Origin of the sequence: Paramagnetospirillum marisnigri (assembly GCF_001650715.1) — a bacterium.
Classification (GTDB): Bacteria; Pseudomonadota; Alphaproteobacteria; order Rhodospirillales; family Magnetospirillaceae; genus Phaeospirillum; species Phaeospirillum marisnigri.
This window is the reverse complement of record NZ_LWQT01000066.1, coordinates 183992-206761: the sequence shown is the minus strand read 5'-3', so window position 1 is coordinate 206761 and position 22770 is coordinate 183992. Positions and strand designations below refer to the sequence as shown.

18 protein-coding genes are annotated in these 22770 nt (G+C 67.0%); 2 read left to right on the top strand and 16 right to left on the bottom strand.

The window, feature by feature from the left end; translation table 11 throughout:
- Positions 1-12: 12 nt before the first annotated feature.
- The 16 genes from A6A04_RS22715 to A6A04_RS13420 all read right to left on the bottom strand — a co-directional run bounded on the left by A6A04_RS22715 (position 13) and on the right by A6A04_RS13420 (position 20284).
- Positions 13-162, bottom strand: a complete 150-nt coding sequence (locus tag A6A04_RS22715; protein ID WP_172822774.1) for a DUF5989 family protein — start codon at positions 160-162, stop codon at positions 13-15.
- Positions 163-173: 11 nt separating this feature from the next.
- Positions 174-608, bottom strand: a complete 435-nt coding sequence (locus A6A04_RS13490) for an SxtJ family membrane protein (protein WP_082914912.1) — start codon at positions 606-608, stop codon at positions 174-176.
- 71 nt (positions 609-679) lie between these two features.
- Positions 680-1261, bottom strand: a complete 582-nt coding sequence (locus A6A04_RS13485; protein ID WP_068493723.1) for a D-sedoheptulose 7-phosphate isomerase — start codon at positions 1259-1261, stop codon at positions 680-682.
- Positions 1262-1413: 152 nt separating this feature from the next.
- Positions 1414-6234 (bottom strand): NAD-glutamate dehydrogenase, encoded by a 4821-nt coding sequence (locus A6A04_RS13480; RefSeq protein ID WP_068493720.1) that lies wholly within the window; start codon positions 6232-6234, stop codon positions 1414-1416.
- An 88-nt stretch (positions 6235-6322) separates the two neighbouring features.
- Positions 6323-7102 carry a PIG-L deacetylase family protein gene (locus A6A04_RS13475; protein WP_068493719.1) on the bottom strand — a complete coding sequence of 260 codons (780 nt, stop codon included), beginning with the start codon at positions 7100-7102 and terminating at the stop codon, positions 6323-6325.
- Positions 7099-8367 carry a glycosyltransferase gene (locus tag A6A04_RS13470; RefSeq protein ID WP_082914911.1) on the bottom strand — a complete coding sequence of 423 codons (1269 nt, stop codon included), beginning with the start codon at positions 8365-8367 and terminating at the stop codon, positions 7099-7101. Before A6A04_RS13470 ends, A6A04_RS13475 begins: the two co-directional genes overlap by 4 nt.
- Positions 8364-9353: a lysylphosphatidylglycerol synthase domain-containing protein gene (locus tag A6A04_RS13465; protein WP_082914910.1), complete on the bottom strand. Its 990-nt coding sequence runs from the start codon at positions 9351-9353 to the stop codon at positions 8364-8366. The genes A6A04_RS13470 and A6A04_RS13465 overlap by 4 nt, the downstream gene beginning before the upstream one ends.
- Positions 9354-9543: 190 nt before the next feature.
- Complete coding sequence (locus A6A04_RS13460) at positions 9544-11826, bottom strand: sensor histidine kinase (protein WP_068493716.1); 2283 nt, start codon at positions 11824-11826, stop codon at positions 9544-9546.
- The gene (locus A6A04_RS13455; RefSeq protein ID WP_068493715.1) at positions 11823-14753 is read right to left on the bottom strand and encodes a DUF3369 domain-containing protein; all 2931 of its coding nucleotides are present in this window, start codon (positions 14751-14753) and stop codon (positions 11823-11825) included. Before A6A04_RS13455 ends, A6A04_RS13460 begins: the two co-directional genes overlap by 4 nt.
- A gap of 164 nt (positions 14754-14917) precedes the next feature.
- Positions 14918-15685: a class I SAM-dependent methyltransferase gene (locus A6A04_RS13450; protein WP_068493712.1), complete on the bottom strand. Its 768-nt coding sequence runs from the start codon at positions 15683-15685 to the stop codon at positions 14918-14920.
- 103 nt (positions 15686-15788) lie between these two features.
- Positions 15789-17495 carry an arsenical pump-driving ATPase gene (arsA, locus tag A6A04_RS13445; RefSeq protein WP_068493711.1) on the bottom strand — a complete coding sequence of 569 codons (1707 nt, stop codon included), beginning with the start codon at positions 17493-17495 and terminating at the stop codon, positions 15789-15791.
- A complete protein-coding gene (gene arsD / locus A6A04_RS13440; protein WP_068493709.1) occupies positions 17495-17866 on the bottom strand; it encodes an arsenite efflux transporter metallochaperone ArsD in 372 nt (123 codons plus the stop codon). The genes arsA and arsD overlap by 1 nt, the downstream gene beginning before the upstream one ends.
- Positions 17863-18888, bottom strand: a complete 1026-nt coding sequence (gene arsB, locus A6A04_RS13435) for an ACR3 family arsenite efflux transporter (RefSeq protein ID WP_068493707.1) — start codon at positions 18886-18888, stop codon at positions 17863-17865. The genes arsD and arsB overlap by 4 nt, the downstream gene beginning before the upstream one ends.
- Before the next feature lies 1 nt (position 18889).
- Positions 18890-19348, bottom strand: coding sequence for an arsenate reductase ArsC (locus tag A6A04_RS13430; protein WP_068493705.1), 459 nt, complete (start codon positions 19346-19348; stop codon positions 18890-18892).
- A gap of 22 nt (positions 19349-19370) precedes the next feature.
- Positions 19371-19871, bottom strand: a complete 501-nt coding sequence (locus A6A04_RS13425) for an arsenate reductase ArsC (RefSeq protein ID WP_068493703.1) — start codon at positions 19869-19871, stop codon at positions 19371-19373.
- Positions 19868-20284, bottom strand: a complete 417-nt coding sequence (locus A6A04_RS13420; RefSeq protein WP_068493701.1) for an ArsR/SmtB family transcription factor — start codon at positions 20282-20284, stop codon at positions 19868-19870. Before A6A04_RS13420 ends, A6A04_RS13425 begins: the two co-directional genes overlap by 4 nt.
- Before the next feature lie 257 nt (positions 20285-20541).
- Between A6A04_RS13420 and neuB the strand changes: the two genes are divergently transcribed.
- Together neuB and neuC are read left to right on the top strand one after the other, a co-directional pair.
- A complete protein-coding gene (neuB, locus tag A6A04_RS13415) occupies positions 20542-21600 on the top strand; it encodes an N-acetylneuraminate synthase (RefSeq protein ID WP_068493698.1) in 1059 nt (352 codons plus the stop codon).
- Complete coding sequence (gene neuC / locus A6A04_RS13410; protein WP_068493696.1) at positions 21597-22748, top strand: UDP-N-acetylglucosamine 2-epimerase; 1152 nt, start codon at positions 21597-21599, stop codon at positions 22746-22748. Before neuB ends, neuC begins: the two co-directional genes overlap by 4 nt.
- Positions 22749-22770: the final 22 nt, after the last annotated feature.

Here is a 22770-nt window from a genome sequence, read left to right as displayed (position 1 = left end):
GGGCAGGCCCGCCTAGAACAGGGTATAGATGAAGGGTGCCACGGCGGAGCCCTGGGACAGCACGATCAGGCCGCCGAACACCACCATCATGATCAGGATGGGCAACAGCCAGAACTTCTTGCGCTCGCGCAGGAACTGCCAAAGCTCGATGAGGAAGGCCACGGGTCGATCTCCTAGAACTGGCGGCGCATGGTATCGGGAGCGGGGCCGGGCGGGCGGCGGTCGATCCAGTAGCTGGCGGCGGCGGGATCGTGCTTCAGCTTCAGCGGGTCCTTGCCCAGAGCCCGCATGATCAGGGCGACGGGAGTGACGGTGCCGAAGAACAGCAGCCCCATCACCAGTGGCGAGACGATCTTGTGCAGCAGCAGGCCGAACAGGAACCAGACCTTGTTCAGCGGCTTCAACAGACGGGGAGCGACGAGGGCGACCGCCAGAAAGGCGGCGCCGACGCCTCCCAGCCACCAGTTGGGTGATCCGCCGGATTTCAGCGGCAGCAGGCAGAGAATGGCGAAAACAACGGCGAAAACGATGCCGAAGGACCGTTCCGACCCCATTTCGACCTTGCGGCCATGGGAGTTTCCGTCCAGCGCGGCTTGGGGGGAACTCATGCCTGTGACAAGCCTATCCGTTCAAGACCCGGCGACTTCTAGCACAAGCCCCCCCCCGAGGCAAACCCGCCTCACTCCTTCGGGGCCGCCTTGGCTTCCACCTGATCGCACAGGGCATGGCCCAGCAGGATGTGCATTTCCTGGATGCGGGCGGTGACATTGGACGGCACGATCAGCAGCGGGTCGGCCAGTCCCACCATCTTGCCGCCGTCGCGGCCGCCGAACCCGGCCGCCACCAGCCCCATGTCACGGGCCACCGCCAGGGCGGTCAGCACATTCGGGCTGTTGCCCGAGGTGGAGATGCCGATGGCGACATCGCCGGGCTTGCCCAGGGCCTCGATCTGGCGCGAGAAGATTTCCTCGAACGAGAAGTCGTTGGCGCAGGCGGTCAGCAGCGAGGTGTCGGTGGTGAGCGCGATGGAGGCCAGGGCCTTGCGGTTGTAGCGGTAGCGGATCACCAGTTCGGTGGCCAGATGCTGGGCGTCGGCGGCGCTGCCGCCATTGCCGAAGAACAGGATCTTGCCGCCGCCCGCCAGACTGGTCAGGCAGGCTTCCACCAGCTTCTGGAACGGCTCGCGCACGGCGGCCGAGGTCTTGGCGACAACTTCGGAGTGCTCGGCGAACTGCTGGTCGAGAAACTTGGCGAATTCCATGGGGTGCTCCTCCAATACCGTCATGCCCGGACTTGATCCGGGCATCCATGCCGCCCGCCCGAAGCGACCGGATCAAGCGCCTCCCCCACCGATTTGCGTGGATGGCCGGGACACGCCCGGCCATGACGAAACAGGGGAAGACTCTGACTCCTTTATCCGGTCTCCGCCGTACCGGCAACCGTTGTCTCGGTCAAGGTGCGCAACTGGCGCCCCGCCACCATGATCATGGGCAGGTCGATATGGGACGCCGCCTTGAGTTCGGCCAGCAGCGCCTCGGAGCGCTCCACCGCCGCGCGGTTGCCCTCGGCCCAGGCGCAGATGGCCTCGGCGGGCTCCAGACCCGGCTGCGACGCCGCCACCCGGTCGGTGATGTCGCGCTGGTGGCCGTAGAGGTCCTCGATGGCCGCCGCCGATGCCAGCTTCAGCCAGTGGCCGCGACCCGACAGCTTTTCCGCCGAGGCTCGCAGCCAACCCAGCGAGAAGCGGGCGCCCACCGCGAAATACAGCCGTCCGGCCACGCTGATGGAAATTCCCCGGCGGGTGGCGATGCGCAGGATATCGGCGGCCGAGGCCAGCACGATCAGATTGCCCACCCGCCGCGCCAGGGATTCCGGCACGCCCTGCTCGACGAACTGGTTGATGCGGGCCGCCACGGCCGCCGCGGCATCGGGCGGCAGGACATGGGGCACCGCTTCTTCCAGGGCCAGCACGCCGGGTGACAACTCGCCGATGCCGTCGCCCAGCGCGAAGGGGGACGGCATGGAACGCAGCACCCACAGGGTGGCCCGCTCCACCAGGCGGTTGGCCTCGATCAGCATGGCGGTCTGGGCCGCGGCCGGAACGGTGCCGTCCAATCCCTCGATCTCCTTCCAGACCTCGCGCAGGCGGAAGGCGTCGCGGGCCACGATATAGGCGCGGGCCACCTGGGCGGGCGGGTGCCCGGTGGTTTCCATCAACTCCGCCACGAAGGCGCCGCCCACCCGGTTGACGATGGAATTGGTCGCCACCGTGGCGGCGATCTCGCGCCGCAGCCGGTGGCGGGAGATTTCCGCGCCAAACCGCTCCTGCAAGGCGGTGGGGAAGTATTTGGCCAGATCGGTGGCCATGAAGGGATCGTCGGGCAGGTCGGAATGCAGGATGTGCTCGTAGAGCCAGATCTTGCCATAGGCCAGCAGCACCGCCAGTTCGGGGCGGGCGAAGCCCTGCTTGCGCGCGGCCCGCTCGGTCAGGACCTCGTCGCCGGGCAGGAATTCGATGGCGCGGTCCAGCCGCCCGGCTTTTTCCAGCAAGCGCATGAAGCGGGCCTCGGCGTCCAGCAGGTCGGCGCCCAGCACCTCCATCATGGACAGCGCCTGGGTCTGCAGATAGTTGTCGCGCAGCACCAGGGCGCCGACCTCGTCGGTCATCTCCACCAGCAGCTTGTCGCGCTGCTTGGGCGTCAGGTCGCCCGCCGCCACCAGGTCGTTGACCAGGATCTTGATGTTGACCTCGTGGTCGGAACAGTCGACTCCGGCCGAGTTGTCGATGGCGTCGGTGTTGATGCGCCCGCCGGTGCCGCCCGCTCCCGCCTGGGCGTATTCGATGCGGCCCAACTGGGTGAAGCCCAGATTGGCGCCCTCGCCCACCACCTTGGCCCGGATGTCGCGGCCGTCGATGCGCAGCGAATCGTTGGCGCGGTCGCCCACCTCGGCATTGGTCTCGCCCGAGGCCTTGACATAGGTGCCGATGCCGCCCAGGAACAGCAGGTCCACCGGCGCCTTCAGCAACAGGCGGATCAACTCGTTGGGCGGCAGCGTGTCGGCGTCGATGCCGAAGCGGGCCTTGACCTGGGGCGACAGCGGGATGGTCTTGGCGCTGCGCGGATAGATGCCGCCCCCGGCCGAAATCCGCGAGACGTCGTAGTCGGGCCAGGCCTTGACCGCGTCGAACAGCCGCTGGCGTTCTGCCAGGCTGGCCATGGGGTCGGGATCGGGGTCGAGGAAGATATGGGCGTGGTTGAAGGCCGCCACCAGCAGGGTGTGCTTTGACCGCAGCATGCCGTTGCCGAACACGTCGCCCGACATGTCGCCCACCGCGATGGCGGTGAAGTCCTGGGTTCGGGTGTCGATGCCCATTTCACGGAAATGGCGCTCCACCGCCACCCAGGCGCCGCGCGCGGTGATGCCCATCTTCTTGTGGTCATAGCCCTGGCTGCCACCCGAGGCGAAGGCGTCGCCCAGCCAGAAGCCGCGCTCCAGCGAGATGGAATTGGCGATGTCGGAGAAGGTGGCGGTGCCCTTGTCGGCGGCCACCACCAGATAGGGATCGTCGCCGTCGAGCCGCAGGGTATCGGGCGGCGGCACCACACCCTCGGGGCCGAGATTGTCGGTGATGTCGAGCAGGCCGCGCATCAGGGTCTTGTAGCACTCGATGCCCTCGGCCAGCAGGGCGTCGCGCCCGCCGCTGGCAGGCGGCTTCTTGACCACGAAACCGCCCTTGGCCCCCACCGGGACGATGACGGCGTTCTTGACCATCTGCGCCTTCATCAGGCCCAGAATCTCGGTGCGGAAATCCTCGCGGCGGTCGGACCAGCGGATGCCGCCCCGCGCCACCTTGCCGCCCCGCAGATGGATGGCTTCCACCCGGGGGGAATAGACGAAGACCTCGACCATGGGACGCGGCGCGGGCAGGTCGTCCACCGCCCGGGAATCCAGCTTGAACGAGAAATAGGGCTTGGGCCCGCCGCCGGGCAGCGTCTGGAAGAAATTGGTGCGCAGCGTGCTGCGGATCAGGTTGAGGAAGCGGCGCAGGATGCGGTCGTCATCGGCACTGACCACCGCTTCCAGCCCGGCCAGCAGCCGCGCCTCGGCGGCTCCGGCATCGCCCGAGCCGCCGGTGGGATCGAAGCGGGCATGGAACAGCTCCACCAGGGCGCGGGTCATGGCCGGGTTGCCGCACAGGGCCTGCTCCATATAGGCCTGGCTATGGGTGGCGCCGGTCTGGCGCAGATACTTGGCATAGGCGCGCAGCACCATGACGTCGCGCCAGTCCAGCCCGGCGCCCAGCACCAGCCGGTTGAAGCCGTCACTTTCGGCGTCGCCCCGCCACACCGCCGCCAGGGCATCCTGGAAGGCGTCGCGGCGCTCGGCCACGTCCAAGGCGGCGCCATCGGCGCTTTCCACCTCGAAATCGTGAATCCACACCGAGGCCCCGGTCTGGCCCTCGGGCTGGATCTCGTGGGGGACCTCTGCGATCACCATCAGGCCCATGGCCTCGAACATGGGCAGCACCGAGGACAGCGCCACCGGCGTTCCGGCGCGGTACAGCTTCAGGCGGCCCTGATGGGCGGCGGCGGTCACCGGGCGGTAAAGATTGAGACCGATGCCGCCGTGACGCTCGACCTCCTCGATGCGGTCCACATCGGCCACCGCCGCCAGCACCGAATGACGCTCGCGATACGAGGCGGGAAAGGCCTGGACCCAGCGCCGGGCCAGTCCCAGACCGGCGGCCTCGCCATGGGCCAGGATCAACTGGCCGCGCAGATGCTCGGCCCAGGTCCGAGCCGCCTCGGTGATGCGGGCTTCCAGGGCCACCGCGTCCACATGGGGCACGGCGCCCGGCGTGGTGCGGATGATGAAATGCAGCCGGGCCAGCGGCTGGTCGGCGACCTGGGTATAGAAGGCGTCCAGGTGGCCGGCGAAGCTCTCCTCCAGCAGCTTGGTGATGGCGAGCCTGAGCGGCGTGTCGTAGCGGTCGCGCGGCACGAACACCAGGCAGGAGACGAAGCGCTCGAACTCGTCCTTGCGGGTGAACACCGCCACATGCTGGCGCTCCTGCAGATGCAGGATGCCGACGGCGGTGTCGTGCAGGGCGGATTCGGAAATCTGGAACAGCTCGTCGCGGGGATAGGTTTCCAGGATATTGGCCAGGGCCTTGGCGGCATGGCCATGGGGCAGGAATCCGGCGCGTTCCTCCACCCGGCGGATCTTGCGCCGCAACAGCGGGATCTGGGCGGGCCGGTCGGTATAGGCCGAAGAGGTGAACAGGCCGAGAAAGGCGTGCAGCCCCACCACGCCGCCCTTGGGGCCGAACCGCTTTAATCCGATGATATCCATGCGCACCGGGCGGTGCACGGTGGAATGGCGCGCCGACTTGGTCACCAGCACCGGATCGTGGCGCATGAGGAAGGCGCGCAGATCGGCGGGCATGTCGGCCAGGGTGACGGCATCGTCGAAGACATGGGCCTGGGGCTGGCGCAGCACGCCCAGGCCGCTGGCCGCCTCCGCCGTCACCGAGCCGTTGCGTCCCAGCTCGAACCAGCGGTAGCCCAGGAAGGTGAAATGGTTGTCGGACAGCCAGGAAAGGAAATCCAGGGTCTCCTGCTTCTCCTCGGGCTCCAGTCCGTCCTTGCCGCCGGTGAATTCGGCCACCGCCGTCTCCATGCGGGCCAGGATGGGCTTCCAGTCCTCCACCGCTAGGCGGACCTCGGCCAGCACCGCCCGCAAGTGCTCGGCCAGGGTGTCGTGGGTGTCGGGCAACTGACGGTCGATGGCGATATGCATCACCGATTCCCGGGCGCCCGCGCCGTTGTCGAGGATTTCCTCCAGCCGTCCGGACGCCCCACGCCGGACCGAGATCACCGGATGGATCAGCAGATGGATGGCGATGCCCCGGCGCGACAGTTCCATGGCCACCGAATCCACCAGGAACGGCATATCGTCGTTGACGATCTCCACCACCGTATGGCCGGACACCCAGCCGTGGCGGTCCAGGTCGGGGTCGAACACCCTGACGGCGGGACGGCCGGGCTGGCGCTCGCGGATGAAGGTGAACAGGCCCAGCGCGGCGCCGAACACCATTTCGGGATCGGCCCGGGCCAGATCGCCCGCCGGAATGCCGCCGATGGTGGCGCGGATCAGCCGCTCGGCGCCCATGCCCTTGAAGCTTGGCGCCAGCGACGACAGCCGCTGGTCCAGAAAGGTGGCGAAGTCCATGGAGCCCTCTCCCGTACCTTATTGTCGGCTCCCGCCGGGGCCGTTTCATCCAAGGTGGGGATAAAATCCCGATTTAACAAGACGTTCCTTAACGAGGTGTCCCGCCCCCGGTCAATTGTCCCATGGCCCGGCAAAGTTCCTCGGGCGTGATGGAGTCGATGCGGGGATGGGGAAAGGGGACCCATTGGAACCGTTGATAGAAGCACCGTCCGGGATGGGGGGGGCGCGAATAGTCGTGCGAGGGTTGGCGTCGCAGGCCTTCCCGCTCGGTCTCGACATAATCCAGGTTGCCCGCCTCGCTGGCATAGGCGGCGAGTTGGCGCCGCTTGGCCTCGCGCTCGGCGGCGGTGAGGACGAGGATGGACTGGGTGTAGTCCTCGTCGGGATCGATGAAGCTTTGGCTGTTCACCCGGCCATGGGCGAAATTATAGAGCGGCGCCTCGAACACGGCGAGCCGGGAGCGAAAGCCCGCCGCCAGCAGGCTGGCCACGTCGTGGTCCTGGTGCCCCCCTTCATAGGCGGGCACCCACAATGCGTCGGGACGCAGCCGTTCGATAACCTCGGCCACCGCCTGCCTCGCTTCCTGGAACTTGTCCTTCAGCCGGCGGCTGGGAATGTCGAGGATGCCGAGACTGTCCACGTCGAGCAGTCGCGCCGCCTCGGCCGCCTCGGCCTGGCGCCGTTCCGCCCGTTCCTCCCGGCCGCGCCGCTGCCAGGGCCACAGCACCTCGGCGGCCGGAATGCCATCGGTCAGGGTCAGGATTGCGACGCGGCTTCCCCGCACCCGTGCCCGGCCGATCAGGGCCGAGAAGCCGACCACCTCGTCGTCGGGATGGGGAGCAAGGACCAGGATCGAGGCGGATGTCATGGGCGGACGGCGGCCTGCCAGACCGGCAGCAGGTCCTCGGCCAGCACCTGTTCCCAGCTGGGCAGCCGCCTGGGGGCGTCGGCGGCCACGGCCGCCCGCATACGACTCCGCAGGTCGGCGTCGGCGGCCAGCCGTGCCAGGACATCGGCCCAGGACGAAGCGTCGCCACCGGGAACCACTTCGCCGGTGAGGCCGGGCTGGACGAGTTCCCCCATGCCACCCTCGGCGGAAACCACCACCGGCAGGCCGGAAGCCAGCCCTTCCAGCACCACGTTGCTCAGTTCCTCGATCTCGGACGGCATCACCAGCAGGTCGGCGCTGGCATAGACCCGTGCCAGTTCCTCCACCGCCAACTGGCCGGGGCAGAGGACCTGCGGACCCAGTCGGGCCATGATCCCGTCGCGTTCGCGTCCATCCCCGGCGCAGAACAGCCGCATCTCGACCCCACGCCCGTTGACCTGTCCCACCGCTTCCACCAGGGGAGCAAGATTCTTGCTGGGATCAAGACGGCCGACGAACAGGGCCAGCGGCATGGTCTCGGGGATTCCGTAACGCGCCGCCAGCCAGGCCCGGTCGCGCAGGCCGGGGCTGAACATGGTCGGATTGATCCCGCGCCGCAGTCTGCGCACCCGCTCGGCGGGCAGCACGCCCTGTGCCCGGGCCGCTTCCTCGGCTTTGGATACCAGGGCAAAGGCGCAGCGCGATTGATGCGCCGCCAGCCGCGCCAGCTTGGATTGCTTGAACAGATCGGGAAGTCTCAGCCGCTGACACAGCAACCGATACAGACGGCCGTGGCCGCAGGCCTTGCCGATGGCCTGCTCGGTGAACATGCGGGTCAGTTCGGGGGTGGCGGTGTGGATGGAATTGACCAGAGGCAGGCCGATGCGCGTCGCCAGCCGCTCGGCGGTGCGGGAGAAGGCGAAATAGGCGTCGGTGGTATGCACCACCCCATACCCTCCCTGGCGCAGATGGCGTGCCAGACGGGGATGCCAAGGCGACAGGTCAGTATGATCCGGCAACGGGCCGGTCAATGCCTGCAGGCGGCGGGTGCTGAACACCGGCGGCAAGGTGACATGGCGGACATTGGGGCCCAGCGGCGTGACCTGCTCGCGGCTGCCCGACAGGAACAGCGTCAGGTCGAGGGCGTCGGGAAAGGACAGGGCGGCCTGGGAGAGCCGTTCCCAGCATTTGACATGGCCGCCGGCCCCCTGCCTCTGCTCCAGGTCCACCAGGACAGCCACCGACAGCGGCGGCGCGGCGGTCACGGCGCGCCTCCCGATTTCAGCAGGCCCTTGATGCCGCGCCGTTCCATGACCAGCCAAGCGGCCAGACCGGGGGCGCAGACGACGATCTCGCGGGCGCGCTTAGCCAGGGCCAGGGCCAGGGCCAGTTCCGTCGGCAGGCCCAGCAGCAGGCCGATGGCGACAATGCCGCCTTCCTGGGCGCCGATGGCACCGGGGATCAGGAAGGCGATGCTGCGCACCGCCCAGGCGAGACTTTCCAGGGCCAGGGCGGTGTCCAGCCCGGCGGGGAGTCCCAGGGCGGCCAACAGGATCCAGGCCTCGGCCACATGGCTCAGCCAGCCCAGCAGGCGCCAGGCGAGGCCCCGCCGCATGCGGGGCCGGTCGGCCATGATCCGCGCCACCTCGCGGTCGAGCCCCGCCGCCCCCTGGGCGAGGCCGGAACTGGCCCGCTCGCCCATCAGCCTGCCCGCCATTCCGGCCAGGCCGGAAAAGAAACCCCGGCGTTGCAGCATGGCGAGAAAGGCGGCAAGCCCCACCAGCACGGCGGTGCCCGCCAATACCTGGGCGCTGGCGGCGATGCCCGGCGCCACCGCCATCAGCGCCGCCACCCCCATCAGGGCGAAGAGTGCCTGCGAGACGATGCCCAGGAGAAAATCAACCGCCACCTCGGCCCCGGCGCCGTCCGGCCGGGGGCGGGACGCGGCCATCAGGCGGGCGCGCACCACGTCGCCGCCCACCTGACCCACCGGCAGCAGGGTATTGACGGATTCTCCGATCCAGCGAATCCCCAGGGTCGGCAGCAGGCCGGGGCGGTCGGATTCGGCCATCACGCTGCGCCATCCCTGGGCATGCAGGGCGATGGGAATGATCCGGAACAGGCAGATGGCGGCAATGGCGGGGCCGAGGCTCGAAAAGGCCGCGCCCAGCCGGCCCACATCCTGGGCCAGCATCAGGAGGAAAAGGAGGCCTGCCCCAAGGGCTGTCGCGGCGATCAGGGGAACACGCATTGAGACTGCTCTAACCGAAACTTCCCAGTTGGACGCCCGCCAACCCGACGCCTGGGGCAGAATAATTCAAGGCATGGGCACCGAAAAGCAGGGATCGCCCTATGCCGAAAGCCATGGGCGCATGCCCAGGTCGCAATTTTGGAGGGGCGAAGCCGCCTCCGCCCGATGCCTCGGCCAGGAACGTCATGGATTAGACCCGCGCCGTCTTGGGAAAGCGCAGGTTGAAGGTGGTGCCGCGCCCCGGCGCGCTGGCCACATCGACCTGGCCGTTGAGCGAGCCGGTGACCACGTTGAACACGATATGCAGCCCCAGGCCCGATCCGCCATTGCTGCGCCGGGTGGTGAAGAAGGGGTCGAAGATGCGGGGCAGGTTTTCCGCCGGGATTCCCTTGCCGTCATCGGAAAAGGCCAGGGCGACATCGTCGCCCAGATCCTCGACCGTGATGGCCAGGATGCCGGTCTGGCCCTCGTCATAGGCGTGGACCAGGGCATTCATCACCAGATTGGTCAGGACCTGCGACAGGATGCCGGGATAGGAGTTCATCTCGATCCGGGGCGGACAGCTCACCTCCACCCTCAGTCGACGCTTCTTGAGGCTGGGGGTCAGGCTGTTGAGGATTTCCTCGATATAGGTCTTCAGGTCGAAGCGGCGACGCTCGGCGCTGGTCTGGTCCACCGCCACCTGCTTGAAGCTGTGGATCAGCTCGGCGGCGCGGTTCATGTTGGTCAGCAACAGTCGCGCGGTTTCGGCGGCCACATTCAGGTAGTCGAGGAAATCCTCCTCGGTCATGGCCTGGTCGCCGTAGAGCTTGCGCAGCCGCTCGGTTTCCGCCGCCAGGGTCGAGGCCCCGGTCAGGCCGATGCCGACGGGGGTATTGATCTCGTGGGCCACCCCGGCCACCAGACCGCCCAGCGACGCCATCTTTTCCGCCTGGATCAGGCTTTGCTGCGCCTGTTGCAGCTCGGCCAGGGCGGATTCGGCCCGGTCCTTGGCGCCCAGCAGCTCCTGTTCCATGCGCTTGCGTTCGGAAATGGGAGTGATGGTGGTCAGCAGCGCATCCTCGCCCTGATAGACCAGCAGCCGCGCCGAGATCAGCGCCCAGAACGGGACGCCGTTGGGACCGATGACCTGGGCCTCGAACTCGTTGACGGCGCCTTGCAGGCTGAGCTGGCGGAACAGCCGCTCGCCGTCCTCGGGCGACAGATGGTCCTCGGCGGCGTCGTACTGGCCGTCGAGCCCCAGCAGCAGCGCGGCCGACGGATTGGCATGCAGCAGCGAATGATCCGACAGCCGCGACACCGTCAGCGGCGTGGGAATGGCTTCGAGCAGATCGCGCTGGGCCTCGGCGGCACGGGTGCGGGCGGCCAGTTCCTCGCGGCGCAGGCCCTCGGCCTGCAGGCGTTCCAGCATGGTGTTGAACGCCCCCACCAGCCGCCCGATCTCGTCGCCGCTATCCCATTTGGCCCGCAGGTCGTAGTCGTTGGTCTGGCGCACGGTCTCGGCCACCTCGGCCAGATGGCCGATGGGAACCGCGATGCGCCGCGCCACCAGCAGCACCAGGGTCAGGATCACCGCCAGCAGGGCGCCCGCCAGGGCGAAGTGCTCCCACATCCGACGGAAGAAACCGTCGATACGCCGGTCCAGCAAGCGGTTCAACTCGCCGCTGGTCTGGCTCCAGACCACATGGGTGGCGCGCAGCGAGGTGGCGATGGCCTGGTTGACCAGGGCGGCGTCCACCGTCCCCGACTGGTCGATGATGCTGACGCGCAGCGCGGTCAGCAGGCCGGACAGGGCGGTGTCCAGCCCGGCGAAGCCGGGGGTTAGCGCCCGTTGCAGGCTGCCGTCGCCATTGCCGTTGTATCCGGCCTGGCGGTCGCCCTCGATGCCCCGGATGACGGTGGTCAGTCGGCCTTCCAGGATCAGGAACTCGGTGCGCTGGTCGGCGGCGATGCCGCCGTCATGGATGGCGTGGGCGGCCAGGGCGCGGATCTGGGCCAGCAGGTCCACCAGCTCGGGAAAGCGCAGCAGCACCAGCGACATGGAGTAATAGGAATCCAGGTCGGGATCGAGGATCAGGTTGGACTGGTCACCCACCCGGGAAATCAGCGCCCGGGCGGCGGCCACCGCCTTCAGCCGGGGCTCGGCGGCGTCATCGGGGGGGGACGCGGCCAGGGCGCGGCCCGCCTCCAGCAACACCGCCAGTTCCGACTGGCTGGCCATCTCGGCACCGTGGGCCGCCTCGGCCTGTTCCAGCGCCGCCTGCTGCGGCGGTTCCAGGGCGCCGCGCTCGGCGATGGCGAACAAGGCGTCGCGGGCGGCGTCGATATAGACGTTCCCCGCCACCTCCTTGCGGGCGAAATTGATGGAGATGTACTTCTCCTCGGCCAGGGAATAGCCCAGGAAGACCACCGCGATCATGTCCAGCGCATAGATCAGCAGCAGCTTGCCGGAGACGCTGATGCGCGAGATCACGACGATGCTCCGCCCTCGGCATGGAACTGGCGCTGGCCGATGGCGGCATCGGCGCTGGGAAACAGCCGCCGCAGCTCGGCCACGGTCTCGTCCAGTCGTTCGGGCAGTTCCGCCAGAAGATGCAGGGCGTCGCCCCAGCGGTCGTCCTGGCAGGCCAGTTCCACCGCCTCGGCCAGATTGCGCAGCGACACCAGACCGAAATTGGCCGAGGATTCCTTCAGGCCCCGGGCTTCCGCCTGGACCCGCATGCGGTCACTGGCGGCGGCCCAGCGGGCGAAGTCGGCGCGCTTGGCACGGGCGTCCTCGACATAGTCGGCCAGCAGTCCCGCCACCTGCTCGGGATTGAAGCGATCCTGAAGGTCGTGCAGCACCGCCCGGTCGAGCAGGGGAGTGCGCGGAACCGAGGGCGGCGCATGGGTGGAGCCCGAGGCCTTTTCCGCCAGCACCCGGGCGATCTCGCTCCACAGCAGCTCGATCTGGAACGGCTTGGTGACGAAGCCATCCATGCCCGCCGCCATGCAGCGTTCAAACTCGGCGGCCAGGGCATTGGCGGTCAGGGCCAGGATGGGAATGCGGGCGACATCGCCGTCCAAGGCGCGGATGCGCCGGGTGGCCTCCAGCCCGTCCATCTCGGGCATCTGCATGTCCATCAGCACGATGTCGAAGGGGCTCTCCTGCACAGCGCGCAGGGCATGGGCGCCATTGACCACGCCGGTGACATGATGGCCGGAGCGCTCCAGGATCAGGGTCGCCACCTTGCGGTTGACTGGATTGTCCTCGGCCAGCAGCACCTGCAGCGGCGGAAGGGTCTTGGCCGGTGCGCTGGGGCCGGGTTGCCCCTCCTCCTGGGGCTCGGCCACCGGCAGGCGGATCACGAACCAGAAGGTGCTGCCCTGGCCCGGGACACTGTCGACTCCGATCTCGCCATTCATCAGCCGCACCAGATTCTGGCAGATGGCGAGGCCGAGGCCGGTGCCGCCGAAGCGGCGGGAGATGGTGGTGTCGGCCTGGACGAAATTGCCGAACAGACGGGCGCGGGCCTCGGGCGCGATGCCGATGCCGCTGTCCTTGACCTCGATGCGCAGGGCGGGGATGCCGTCCGGCTGCATATGCGCCGACAGGTGCAACGCGACCTCGCCCCGTTCGGTGAACTTGATGGCGTTGCTGAGCAGGTTGAGCAGGATCTGGCGCAGGCGGGTGGGATCGCCCACCAGCCGCCCGGGAACGCCGGGCGCACTGCCATTGCGGAGTGCCAGACCCTTTTCCCTGGCGCGCGGCGCCATCAGATGGACGATGCTGTCGATCACCTTGGGCAGGTCGAAGGGGAGGCGTTCCAGTTCCAGCTTGCCCGCCTCGATGCGCGACAGGTCGAGTATGTCGTTGAGGATGCTGAGCAGCACCTCGCCCGAGGACAGCACGGTCTCGGCGTAATCGCGCTGGGTGGCGTCCAGCTCGCTGTCCAGCAGCAGGCGGATCATCCCTAAGATGGCGTTCATGGGGGTGCGGATTTCGTGGCTCATCACCGCCAGGAATTCCGACTTGGCGACGCTGGCGGCCTCGGCGGCGGCCGAGCGCAGGCGTTCCTGCTCATAGCGCTTGCGGTCGGTGATGTCGCCCAGGGACCCCACCAGCCGGGTGGGCGTGCCATCGGGGCCATAGCCGATGGCGCCGCGCATGCGGACCCACAGGGTCTGCCCCGAGACATGGCGCATGCGGAATTGCAGGTCCAGGGTATCGGAGCGCCGCCCGCAGGCCTCGTCCAACCCGGCCTGGAACAGGGCGCGGTCCTCGGGATGAACATGCTGGCGCCAGGTCTGGGGCGAGCCGTTGAGGCTGCCCGCCGCCACGCCCAGGATCTCCTCCATGCGCGGGCTGAAATAGATGGTCTGGGCCACCGTCATCCAGTCCCACAGCGCCTCGTTGGCGCCCTTGGCCGCCAGGGCATAGCGTTCCTCGGATCGCTTGAGGTGCTGCAACTGCTCGCCCAGGGCTTCGATCAGGTGGACATTATCGTAGCCCAGCGCCACCTTGCTGCCGAACACCTCGATCAACTGGCGCTCCACCTCGGGAATGGGGTGGGTGGTGGCGAGATAGATGGCGAGATGGCGGTAATTGGGGCTGTGCAGGTACAGGCACAGGAAGCTGTCGCCGTAATGGGAATGATGTCGGGCCAGGGCGCCGACCAGGGCATCGCGCGCCGCCGGGTCCGCCAGTTCGCGCAACGAGCCGCCGATACGGTCCTCGAACCGGCCCGATCCGGCCAGGATGGTGATGTGGTCGGCGGTCACGGCCGGGGCGTCGTCCTTGACGGCGCAGATCAGTCCGTCCTCGCGGCAGCCCACCAAGGCGGATAATTGGTTCAGGACCCCGGCGGAGAACAGTTGCAGGGATCGCAACTGGAACAGCATGGCCGAGCCGTCCAGGATCTTTTCCAGGCCGCGCCGGTTCAGCTCCAGCGCCATGATGTCCTCATAGGCGCGCAGCGCCGCCACCACGGTGGTGAACAGGCGTTCCTGGGTCAGCTCGGTCTTGGGCTTGTAGTCGTTGATGTCATAGGCGACGATCACGTCCTTTTCCGGTGCCTGGCCGGGCTGGCCGGTGCGCAGCACGATGCGCACGCGCTGGTTCTTCAGCTGGTTGCGGATGAATTCCACCAGCCGCAGGCCGGCATCGTCGGTTTCCATCACCACGTCCAGCAGCACCAGGGCGATCTGCGGCTCGGCGGCCAGGATGCCTTCGGCCTCGGCCCCGGAATAGGCGTCGAGGAACAAGGCCGGACGGCCGCCGAAGGAAAAATTCCGCAGCGCCAGCTTGGTGATCTCGTGCACCTCGCGGTCGTCGTCGACGATCAGGATGACCCAAGGGGGACGGCCGCCGGATTCCGGCGTCGGCGCGCGTTTCTCTGCAAAGACAAGACCCTTGGACATATGGCGATGCCCCCGACAGCTCGCGGTATCTGACTAAAATACTTGCCCTCTCCCCAATTGCCTATTTTTAGGGCATTGGCGGGGGCGAGGCAAGCAAGGCCAGGCGATATCGTGCCGATCTATGCTTATGTATGGGCGAACCAGGGGATCTGGAAGGGAGGCTGTTAGTATTCCGATCCGAAATTCAGGGATGGAATGACCTGGCCGCACAGGGTGACCATGGTGGGTTCGAACTCATAGACCTCGCGGCAGGTGGCGAGGACGAAGTCCCGATAGGGTTCGAACACGCTGAAGTGGCAGAGCATCAGCTTCTTGCGGGTCATGAACAGCGGCACGAAGGGCGAGCGCCGGGTGGCCAGGGCGGCCAGGATGCCTTCGGTGACGCCGGGCCAGTCGGGATGAAACAGATCGTCCACCGCGATGATGCCGTGGGGCGAGGTCAGTTCGCTGGCCAGGAAGAAATCATGGGTGATGTGCAAGGCGGTATGGCCGCCATCGATGCTGAAAAAGGCGAAGCGGCCGAACTCGGCCTGGATCGCCACCTGCTCGGCGGCGTTGATGGCAAGGCTGTCCCTGGTCATCAGGGTGACGCTGGCGGGGTCCAGCACATAGCGGTTCACATTGGTGCGGGTGATGTCGAACGAGCCCTTGCCCGAGCCGTCCACATTCTTGTCCTGGTCGTCGAAGACGTCGATGCCCAGGGAGCGGGCGGGCGCCAGGATGTTGTGAAGCGCGATCAGGTATTTGCCATGATGGACACCGATCTCGCAGGCGCCCCCGGTCACGCCGTGCTGGTCGAACAGGGTCTTGAAATGGCCCATGAACACCACGGAAGACGGTTGTCCGGCCCAGCCCGCGATCTGGGAAAAGCCCGATCCCATATAGGTCAGGAACGCACTTCCCGGTGCCATGGGGTCGTTCTCGGTGGTCAAGCTCGGTCTCCGGAAAAAGCGGCGACATGGGATGATACGCCTGGGGATGATACGCCTCGTCCGGCATCTGTCCAGCCATAGCCGTTGGCAGGGCGGGGCGGGGTCAGGCGGTCCAGGGGATCAGGGCGGTTCGCCGGGACGGATTGCCGACCACCCGCTCGATGAACGGCACTTCATAGGTTCCCCGCTGCGCCAGCAGCGGGTCGGTGGTGCCGCTGGCCAGCAGGCTTTGATTGACCACCCAGGCGAAGGGGGTGATGCCGGCGCGGGCGAGATCGGCCTGCAGCCGCTCGGCCTCGTGCACCGGCGTCGCCTCGGCCAGGGTGACGATGATGGTCCGGGTGAAGGCCGGGTCGCGCAGCCGCGGCAGCAGCGAACGCACCGCGTCGGGCATCTCGGCCTGGGTGCGCAGTACCTCGCGGTGATAGGCCTCGGCGGCGTCCAGCAGCAAGATGGTATGGCCGGTGGGGGCGGTGTCCAGGATGACGAAGCGGTCCTTGCCCTCGTCCACCGTGCGGGAAAAGGCGCGGAACACCGCGATTTCCTCGGTGCAGGGCGAGCGCAGATCCTCTTCCAGCATGGCGCGTCCGGCCATGTCGAGGCCGCCGCCCGCCTTGGCCAGCACCTCGTCGCGATAGGCCGCGACTTCCCGTTCCGGGTCGATGCGCGTCACGGTCAGGCCGGGAACCTTACCCTCGACCGCGTCCTGGACATGGGCGGCCGGGTCGGTGGTGGACAAGGTCACGGTGTGGCCGAGACGGGCCAGGGCGACCGCCACGGCGGCGGCGACGCTGGTCTTGCCGACGCCACCCTTGCCCATGGTCATGACCACGCCATGACCGGCGGCGGCGATCTCGGCCACCAGGGCGTCCAGACCGCCGGGCATGGCGATCTCGGGCATGGGCAGATAGCTGGGCGGGGCGCTGATCCTGTCGGCGCCCATGGCCCTGAGCGAATCGAGCCCCACGGTGCCCCGGGGCAGGAACGGTGTGTCGGTGCGGGGCAGCCGGGCCAATCCGGGAGGCATGGCCGCCAGGGCTTGGCGACCGCGCGCCGTCATGGCTTCGGCGATGGCGTCACCCGGCTTGGCGGCGGTGAAGACGCCGTTCAGCGCCAGGCGCAGATTGGTGACGCCAAGTTCGGCCAATTCGCCCCGGGTCCGCTCGGCCTCGCGCAGCGCCGAGTGTTCCGGGCGGCTGACCAGCACCAGGGTGGTGGCCCCGGCATCGGCCAGTTGGGCGACGGTGGCGGCATAGAGCGCCTTCTGCTTCTCCAGCCCCGCCAGCGGCCCCAGGCAGGAGGCGCCGCCGGTCGACGACGCGATGAACTCGGTCCAGGCCGAGGGCAGGGTCAGCAGGCGCAGCGTATGGCCGGTGGGCGCGGTGTCGAAGATGACATGATCGAAGTCCGTCGTCGCGGCGGGATCGCCCAGCAGCTTGGCGAATTCGTCGAAAGCGGCGATCTCCACCGTGCAGGCGCCGGAGAACTGCTCCTCCATGCTGGCGATGGCGGCGGCGGGCAGGATGCCGCGATAGGGGCCGACCATGCGCTCGCGGTAATCGCGGGCGGCGGCCTCGGGGTCGATGTTCAGGGCGAACAGCCCCGGCGCGCCGGGAATGGCGGTGGGAGCCTGGGACAGTGTCGCCCCCAGCACCTCGTCCAGATTGGAGGCCGGATCGGTGCTGACGATCAGCACCTGGCGGCCCGCCTCGGCCAGGGCGAGGCCGGTGGCGCAGGACAGCGAGGTCTTGCCGACGCCGCCCTTGCCGGTGAAGAACAGGATGCGGATGTCGACGGATGGCAAGGCCATCAGCAGCACCCGGATTTGGGCGAGCAGCAGGACGAGGAGCCGTCGGCCTTGATGGTGATCTTCGGCTTGGCCGCCAGACCGAGCTTGGCCGCCAACTGGTCGCGGGTGAGGTAGATGCCGGTGGAAACGATATGGCCGTCCACGGCGAGGATCGGCAGGCGGTCCATGCCGGCCTCCATCTCCTTGAGCACCTGGGGATTGGCGGCGAAGGCCTGGGGCTCGGTGCCCAGATTGTAGCGCTGGACGGTGATGCCCTGCTCGGCCAGCCATTTCAGGTCGGCGGCGAAGGCCACCAGGGCCGGGTCGACCTCGGGGCCGCAGACGCCGGTGGAGCAGCACATGGCGGGATCATAGACGTCGAGCTTGGTCATGATGATTTCCTTTCGTACCAGCCCTTGCTGGCATTGACGATCTTCACCACCGACAGCATCACCGGCACCTCGATCAGCACGCCGACCACGGTGGCCAGGGCGGCGCCCGACTGGAAGCCGAACAGGGAGATGGCGGCAGCGACGGCCAGTTCGAAGAAGTTGCTGGCTCCGATCAGGGCCGACGGCCCGGCGACGCAATGGGCGACGCCCAGCGTCTTGTTCAGCAGATAGGCCAGGCCGGAATTGAAATAGACCTGGATGGTGATGGGCACCGCCAGCATGAGGATGACCAGCGGCTGCTTGATGATCTGCTCGCCCTGGAAGCCGAACAGCAGCACCAGGGTGGTGAGCAACGCCACCAGCGAGACCGGCCCCAGCCTGGCCAGGGTGGCGGCCAGGGCTTGCGGGCCGCGGGCCAGCAGGGCCTTGCGCCAGGCTTGCGCCACCATCACCGGCACCACGATGTAGAGCACCACCGACAGGAACAAGGTGTCCCACGGCACGGTGATGGCGGATAGGCCCAGCAGTAACCCGACCAGCGGCGCGAAGGCGAAGACCATGATCAGGTCGTTGACCGCCACCTGGGACAGGGTGAAATGGGGCTCGCCATTGGTCAGGTTGGACCACACGAAGACCATGGCGGTGCAGGGCGCGGCGGCCAGCAGGATCAGCCCGGCGATATAGGACTCGATCTGGTCGGCGGGCAGATAGGGCTTGAACAGGTGGCTGATGAACACCCAGCCCAGCAGCGCCATGGAGAACGGCTTGACGCCCCAGTTGATGAAGAGCGTCACGCCGATGCCCTTCCAATGCTCCTTGACCTGATGCAGGGCGCCGAAGTCGATCTTCAGCAGCATGGGGATGATCATCAGCCAGATCAGTACCGCGACGGGCAGATTGACCTGGGCCAGCTCCAACCGGCCGATGGCCTGGAACGGCCCCGGCAGCCAATGGCCCAGCGCCACGCCGACCACGATGCACAGACCCACCCAGAGCGTCAGATAGCGTTCGAACAGGTTCATCTCAGACCTCGGCGGCCCGATCCGGCCCCAATTCAATCAGGCGCCGGATCTTGGTCTCGATCATGGCATAGACCTTGCGGAACTCGGCCAGTTGCTCCTCGTGGCTGCCCTTGGCGTCGGCCGGATCGGGAAAACCCAGATGGACCTTGGCGGGATGGCCCGGCCAGATGGGGCAGACTTCACCGGCCGCGTTGTCGCAGACGGTGATGACCAGATCCATCTTGGGGGCGTCGGGGGCGGCGAATTCATCCCACGACTTGGAGCGGTAGCCCTCGGTCGGCAGCCCCTTCTCCGCCAGGATTTCCAGGGAGAAGGGATTGACCCGGCCCACCGGCTTGCTGCCAGCGCTATAGGCCTTCCACTTAGCCCCGCCCAGATGGTTGATCAAGGCCTCGCCCAGCACGGAGCGGGCGGAATTGCCGGTGCAAAGAACCAGAACATTGATGGGCTTGTCGGTCATGGATATTACCTTGTCGCGTTGGTCAGGTCCGGGGTTTGCCGATCTCGTCCAGATGTTTTTGCAGCGCGAGACGATCAAGGGAGTGGATCGGCAGGGCGGTGAAGACGCTGATGCGGTTGTTCAGCATGCGCATCACATCGGCGGCAAAGGCCGCCTTCTCGACGGCGCTGCCCTCGAACCCGGCGGGGTCGGGCACGCCCCAATGTGCGGTCATGGGTTGACCCGGCCAGACCGGGCAGACCTCCCCGGCGGCGTTGTCGCAAACGGTGAAGACGAAATCCAGCTCGGGCGCCCCCGGCCGGGCGAACTCCTCCCATGACTTGGATCGGAAGCTATCGGCGGGGAAGTTCAGCTTCTTCAGCAGATTGAGAACCGTCGGATCGATATGGCCCTTGGGCTGGCTGCCGGCGCTGAACGCCTGGAACTTGCTGCCGCCCTCGCGGTTGAGAATGGCCTCGGCCATGATGGAGCGCGCCGAATTGCCGGTGCACAGGAACAAGACATTAAAGGTCTTCTCGCTCATGGTGGTCCCCCACAGCAGGTGGATTCCGCCCGAGCCATCGACACCAGCGCCGCCCGCCCCTGGTCGCACAGGACCTGGACCGGCACCGCGTTGACCAGCGCCAGGACCCGGCGATCCTCGGCCGTGGTGGGGTCGTCCTTCAAGGAGGCCCCCAGCAGATCGAGGAAGCACCGGGCATAGGCGTTGAAGTCGCGTTCGGCCAGGCGGTAATAGACCCATTTGCCGTCCCGGCGCTGCTGGACCAGTCCGGCGGTCTTCAGCGCCGCCAGATGCTTGGACACGGTGGCGGGCGCAAGCTCCAGCACCGTGGTGATCTGACAGACGCAGAGCTCGCCGCTTTCCAGCAGTTTCAGGATGCGGACCCGACTGGGGTCGGCGACGGCCTTGGCGACGGTTTCGAATGTCTCGAGCATGGGGAAACGCTACCGTCATTTCGATGAATGGTAAAATGATACATTCGTGACGCGGCGAAAGCAAGGACGACCGGGCCTTGTCTCTAGGCACCAGCGGCGTTCACGACCTAGGCTGCGGCTAGCGGGCCAATTGGATTTTGATCCTGGCCCGCTCAGACGGTAGTGCTGGAAGGCTCGACCACGGAGAGGCATAATTGCCCCCATGGTGGCGATACCGGCGCATGCAGTCAGCGCGAAGAAGCTGGGAGAAGGGTGAAATGATCGCCAAGGGGCAATTCAAGGTCCTGGGCAGGCCCGTTGGATGCGATGCGCCCTGCTTCGTGATTGCGGAGGCGGGAATCAATCACAACGGTAAGTTGGCCTTGGCCCTGGAGTTAGTCGATGCGGCGGCGGCGGCCGGAGCCGACGCCGTCAAGTTCCAGACCTTCAAATCCGACAAGGTGGTTTCTCCCATCGCCGACAAGGCCGAATACCAGATGCTGACCACCGGCGAGCAGGAATCCCAGCTCGACATGGTCCGCAAGCTGGAACTGTCCTTCGACGACTTCCGCACCATCAGCCGACACTGTCGCGATCGCGGTATTCTCTTTCTGTCGACACCGTTCGACGATGACAGCATTGGCTTCCTGAACGATCTCGACATGCCACTGTTCAAGGTCCCATCCGGAGAGATAACCAATTTCCCCTATCTGGCCCGGATTGCCGCCACCGGCAGGCCGGTGATCATGTCCACGGGCATGGCGACGCTGGGGGAAGTGGATGAGGCACTGCGCGTCCTGCACCAGGGCGGCTGCGACCATATCGCCATCCTCCATTGCGTCTCGAACTATCCCGCCGCGTTCGAGGACAGCAACCTTCGCGCCATGGATACGCTGAGGGCGGCCTTCGGCCTGCCGGTGGGCTATTCCGACCATACCCTGGGGATCGAGGTGGCGCTGGCGGCGGTGGCGCGCGAGGCCTGCATCCTGGAGAAGCACTTCACCTTGGACAAGACCATGGTTGGCCCCGATCACACTGCCTCGCTGGATCCTTCGGAACTGGCGGCCCTGATTCGGGGAGTCCGCCTCATTGAATCAGCCCTGGGGCATGGCCGCAAGGAACCCTGCGCGGCAGAGGTCAATACCGCCCAGGTGGCCCGTCGCAGCCTGTTTCTCGGACGTGACATGGCCGAGGAGGAGGAAATCACCCTGCCTGATCTCATTGCCCTTCGCCCGGCCGGCGGGATTTCACCCGCGCAATCCCGCATGGTGATTGGCCGTCGTACCCGCAGGCCCTTGGCGGCGGGCACCCGGCTGGAATGGGAAGATATCCAATGAGCCGCCACATCGCCGTGGTCTCGGTGGCGCGATCCGATTATGGCATCTACCGCCCGTTGCTGCGGGCCATTACCGCCGATCCGGCGCTGGAGCTGTCGCTGATCGTCGCCGCCACCCACCTGACCCATCAATTCGGCGACACCCTGTCCGAGATCATCGCCGACGGCTTCACGCCCGCCGCCCGGGTCGACTGCACCTTGGCCTCAGACAATCCCGCCAGTATCGCGCGCTCGATGGGATTGGCGACCATGAACTTCGCCACTGCCTATGAGAGCCTGAAACCCGATCTGCTGGTGGTCCTGGGCGACCGTTATGAAATGCATGCCGCCGCCTGCGCCGCCGTCCCCATGCTGATACCCATGGCCCATATCGCCGGCGGCGCCATCACCCGTGGCGCTATCGACGACAGCCTGCGTCATTCCATGACCAAACTGTGCCACCTGCACTTCCCGGAAACCGCCCCCCAGGGCCAGAGACTCCTGGATATGGGCGAGGCCGCCTGGCGAGTCCATGTTGCCGGATCACTGGCCCTCGATAATGTGAAGCAGGTGAAGCTCCTGGATATGGCTTCGTTCAACGCACGATTCGGTACCGCCATCGAAACGCCCCCCATCCTGGTGACCTTTCACCCGGTCACCCGTGACGCCGAACGCACGGCGGACTATGCCAAGGCTCTCATGGATGCCCTGGAGACGGCCCCCGAGCCGATCTTGTTCACGTACCCCAATGCCGATACAGCCGGACATGTGATCATCGACCTGATCGAGGCTTTCATTGCCGACCATCCGGGGCATGCCTTCGCTGTGCCGCATCTCGGCACCCAGGGATATTTCAGCGCCATGGCCCTGGCCCACAGCATGGTCGGGAACTCGTCGAGTGGCATGACTGAGGCGGCTTCGTTCGGCCTGCCGGTGGTCAATATCGGCCGACGGCAAGAAGGCCGCCTTGCACCGCCCAACGTGATTAACTGTGGCCATGGCCGAGACGAAATCTTGGCAGCCCTCTCCAAGACGCGGATCCATGAATTTCGCGACACCGCGCAAGGAGTGGTCAACCCCTACGGCGACGGAAAGACCGCGCCGCGCATCGTCAACGTGCTGAGGAATGTCGATCTTTCAGAGAATATTCTCATGAAAGAGATGTTCTGAAGTGATGCCGCACCAGCGGCTT

Excerpts from the sequence above, each read along its gene's own strand:
- A6A04_RS13420 (WP_068493701.1), bottom strand. The coding sequence starts at position 20,284 with ATGCTCGAGACATTCGAAACCGTCGCCAAGGCCGTCGCCGACCCCAGT.
- arsD (WP_068493709.1), bottom strand. The coding sequence starts at position 17,866 with ATGACCAAGCTCGACGTCTATGATCCCGCCATGTGCTGCTCCACCGGC.
- A6A04_RS13465 (WP_082914910.1), bottom strand. The coding sequence starts at position 9,353 with ATGCGTGTTCCCCTGATCGCCGCGACAGCCCTTGGGGCAGGCCTCCTT.
- A6A04_RS13455 (WP_068493715.1), bottom strand. The coding sequence starts at position 14,753 with ATGTCCAAGGGTCTTGTCTTTGCAGAGAAACGCGCGCCGACGCCGGAA.
- A6A04_RS13490 (WP_082914912.1), bottom strand. The coding sequence starts at position 608 with ATGAGTTCCCCCCAAGCCGCGCTGGACGGAAACTCCCATGGCCGCAAG.
- A6A04_RS13430 (WP_068493705.1), bottom strand. The coding sequence starts at position 19,348 with ATGACCGACAAGCCCATCAATGTTCTGGTTCTTTGCACCGGCAATTCC.
- A6A04_RS13425 (WP_068493703.1), bottom strand. The coding sequence starts at position 19,871 with ATGAGCGAGAAGACCTTTAATGTCTTGTTCCTGTGCACCGGCAATTCG.
- neuC (WP_068493696.1), top strand. The coding sequence starts at position 21,597 with ATGAGCCGCCACATCGCCGTGGTCTCGGTGGCGCGATCCGATTATGGC.
- A6A04_RS13485 (WP_068493723.1), bottom strand. The coding sequence starts at position 1,261 with ATGGAATTCGCCAAGTTTCTCGACCAGCAGTTCGCCGAGCACTCCGAA.
- arsB (WP_068493707.1), bottom strand. The coding sequence starts at position 18,888 with ATGAACCTGTTCGAACGCTATCTGACGCTCTGGGTGGGTCTGTGCATC.
- arsA (WP_068493711.1), bottom strand. The coding sequence starts at position 17,495 with ATGGCCTTGCCATCCGTCGACATCCGCATCCTGTTCTTCACCGGCAAG.
- A6A04_RS13475 (WP_068493719.1), bottom strand. The coding sequence starts at position 7,102 with ATGACATCCGCCTCGATCCTGGTCCTTGCTCCCCATCCCGACGACGAG.
- neuB (WP_068493698.1), top strand. The coding sequence starts at position 20,542 with ATGATCGCCAAGGGGCAATTCAAGGTCCTGGGCAGGCCCGTTGGATGC.
- A6A04_RS13480 (WP_068493720.1), bottom strand. The coding sequence starts at position 6,234 with ATGGACTTCGCCACCTTTCTGGACCAGCGGCTGTCGTCGCTGGCGCCA.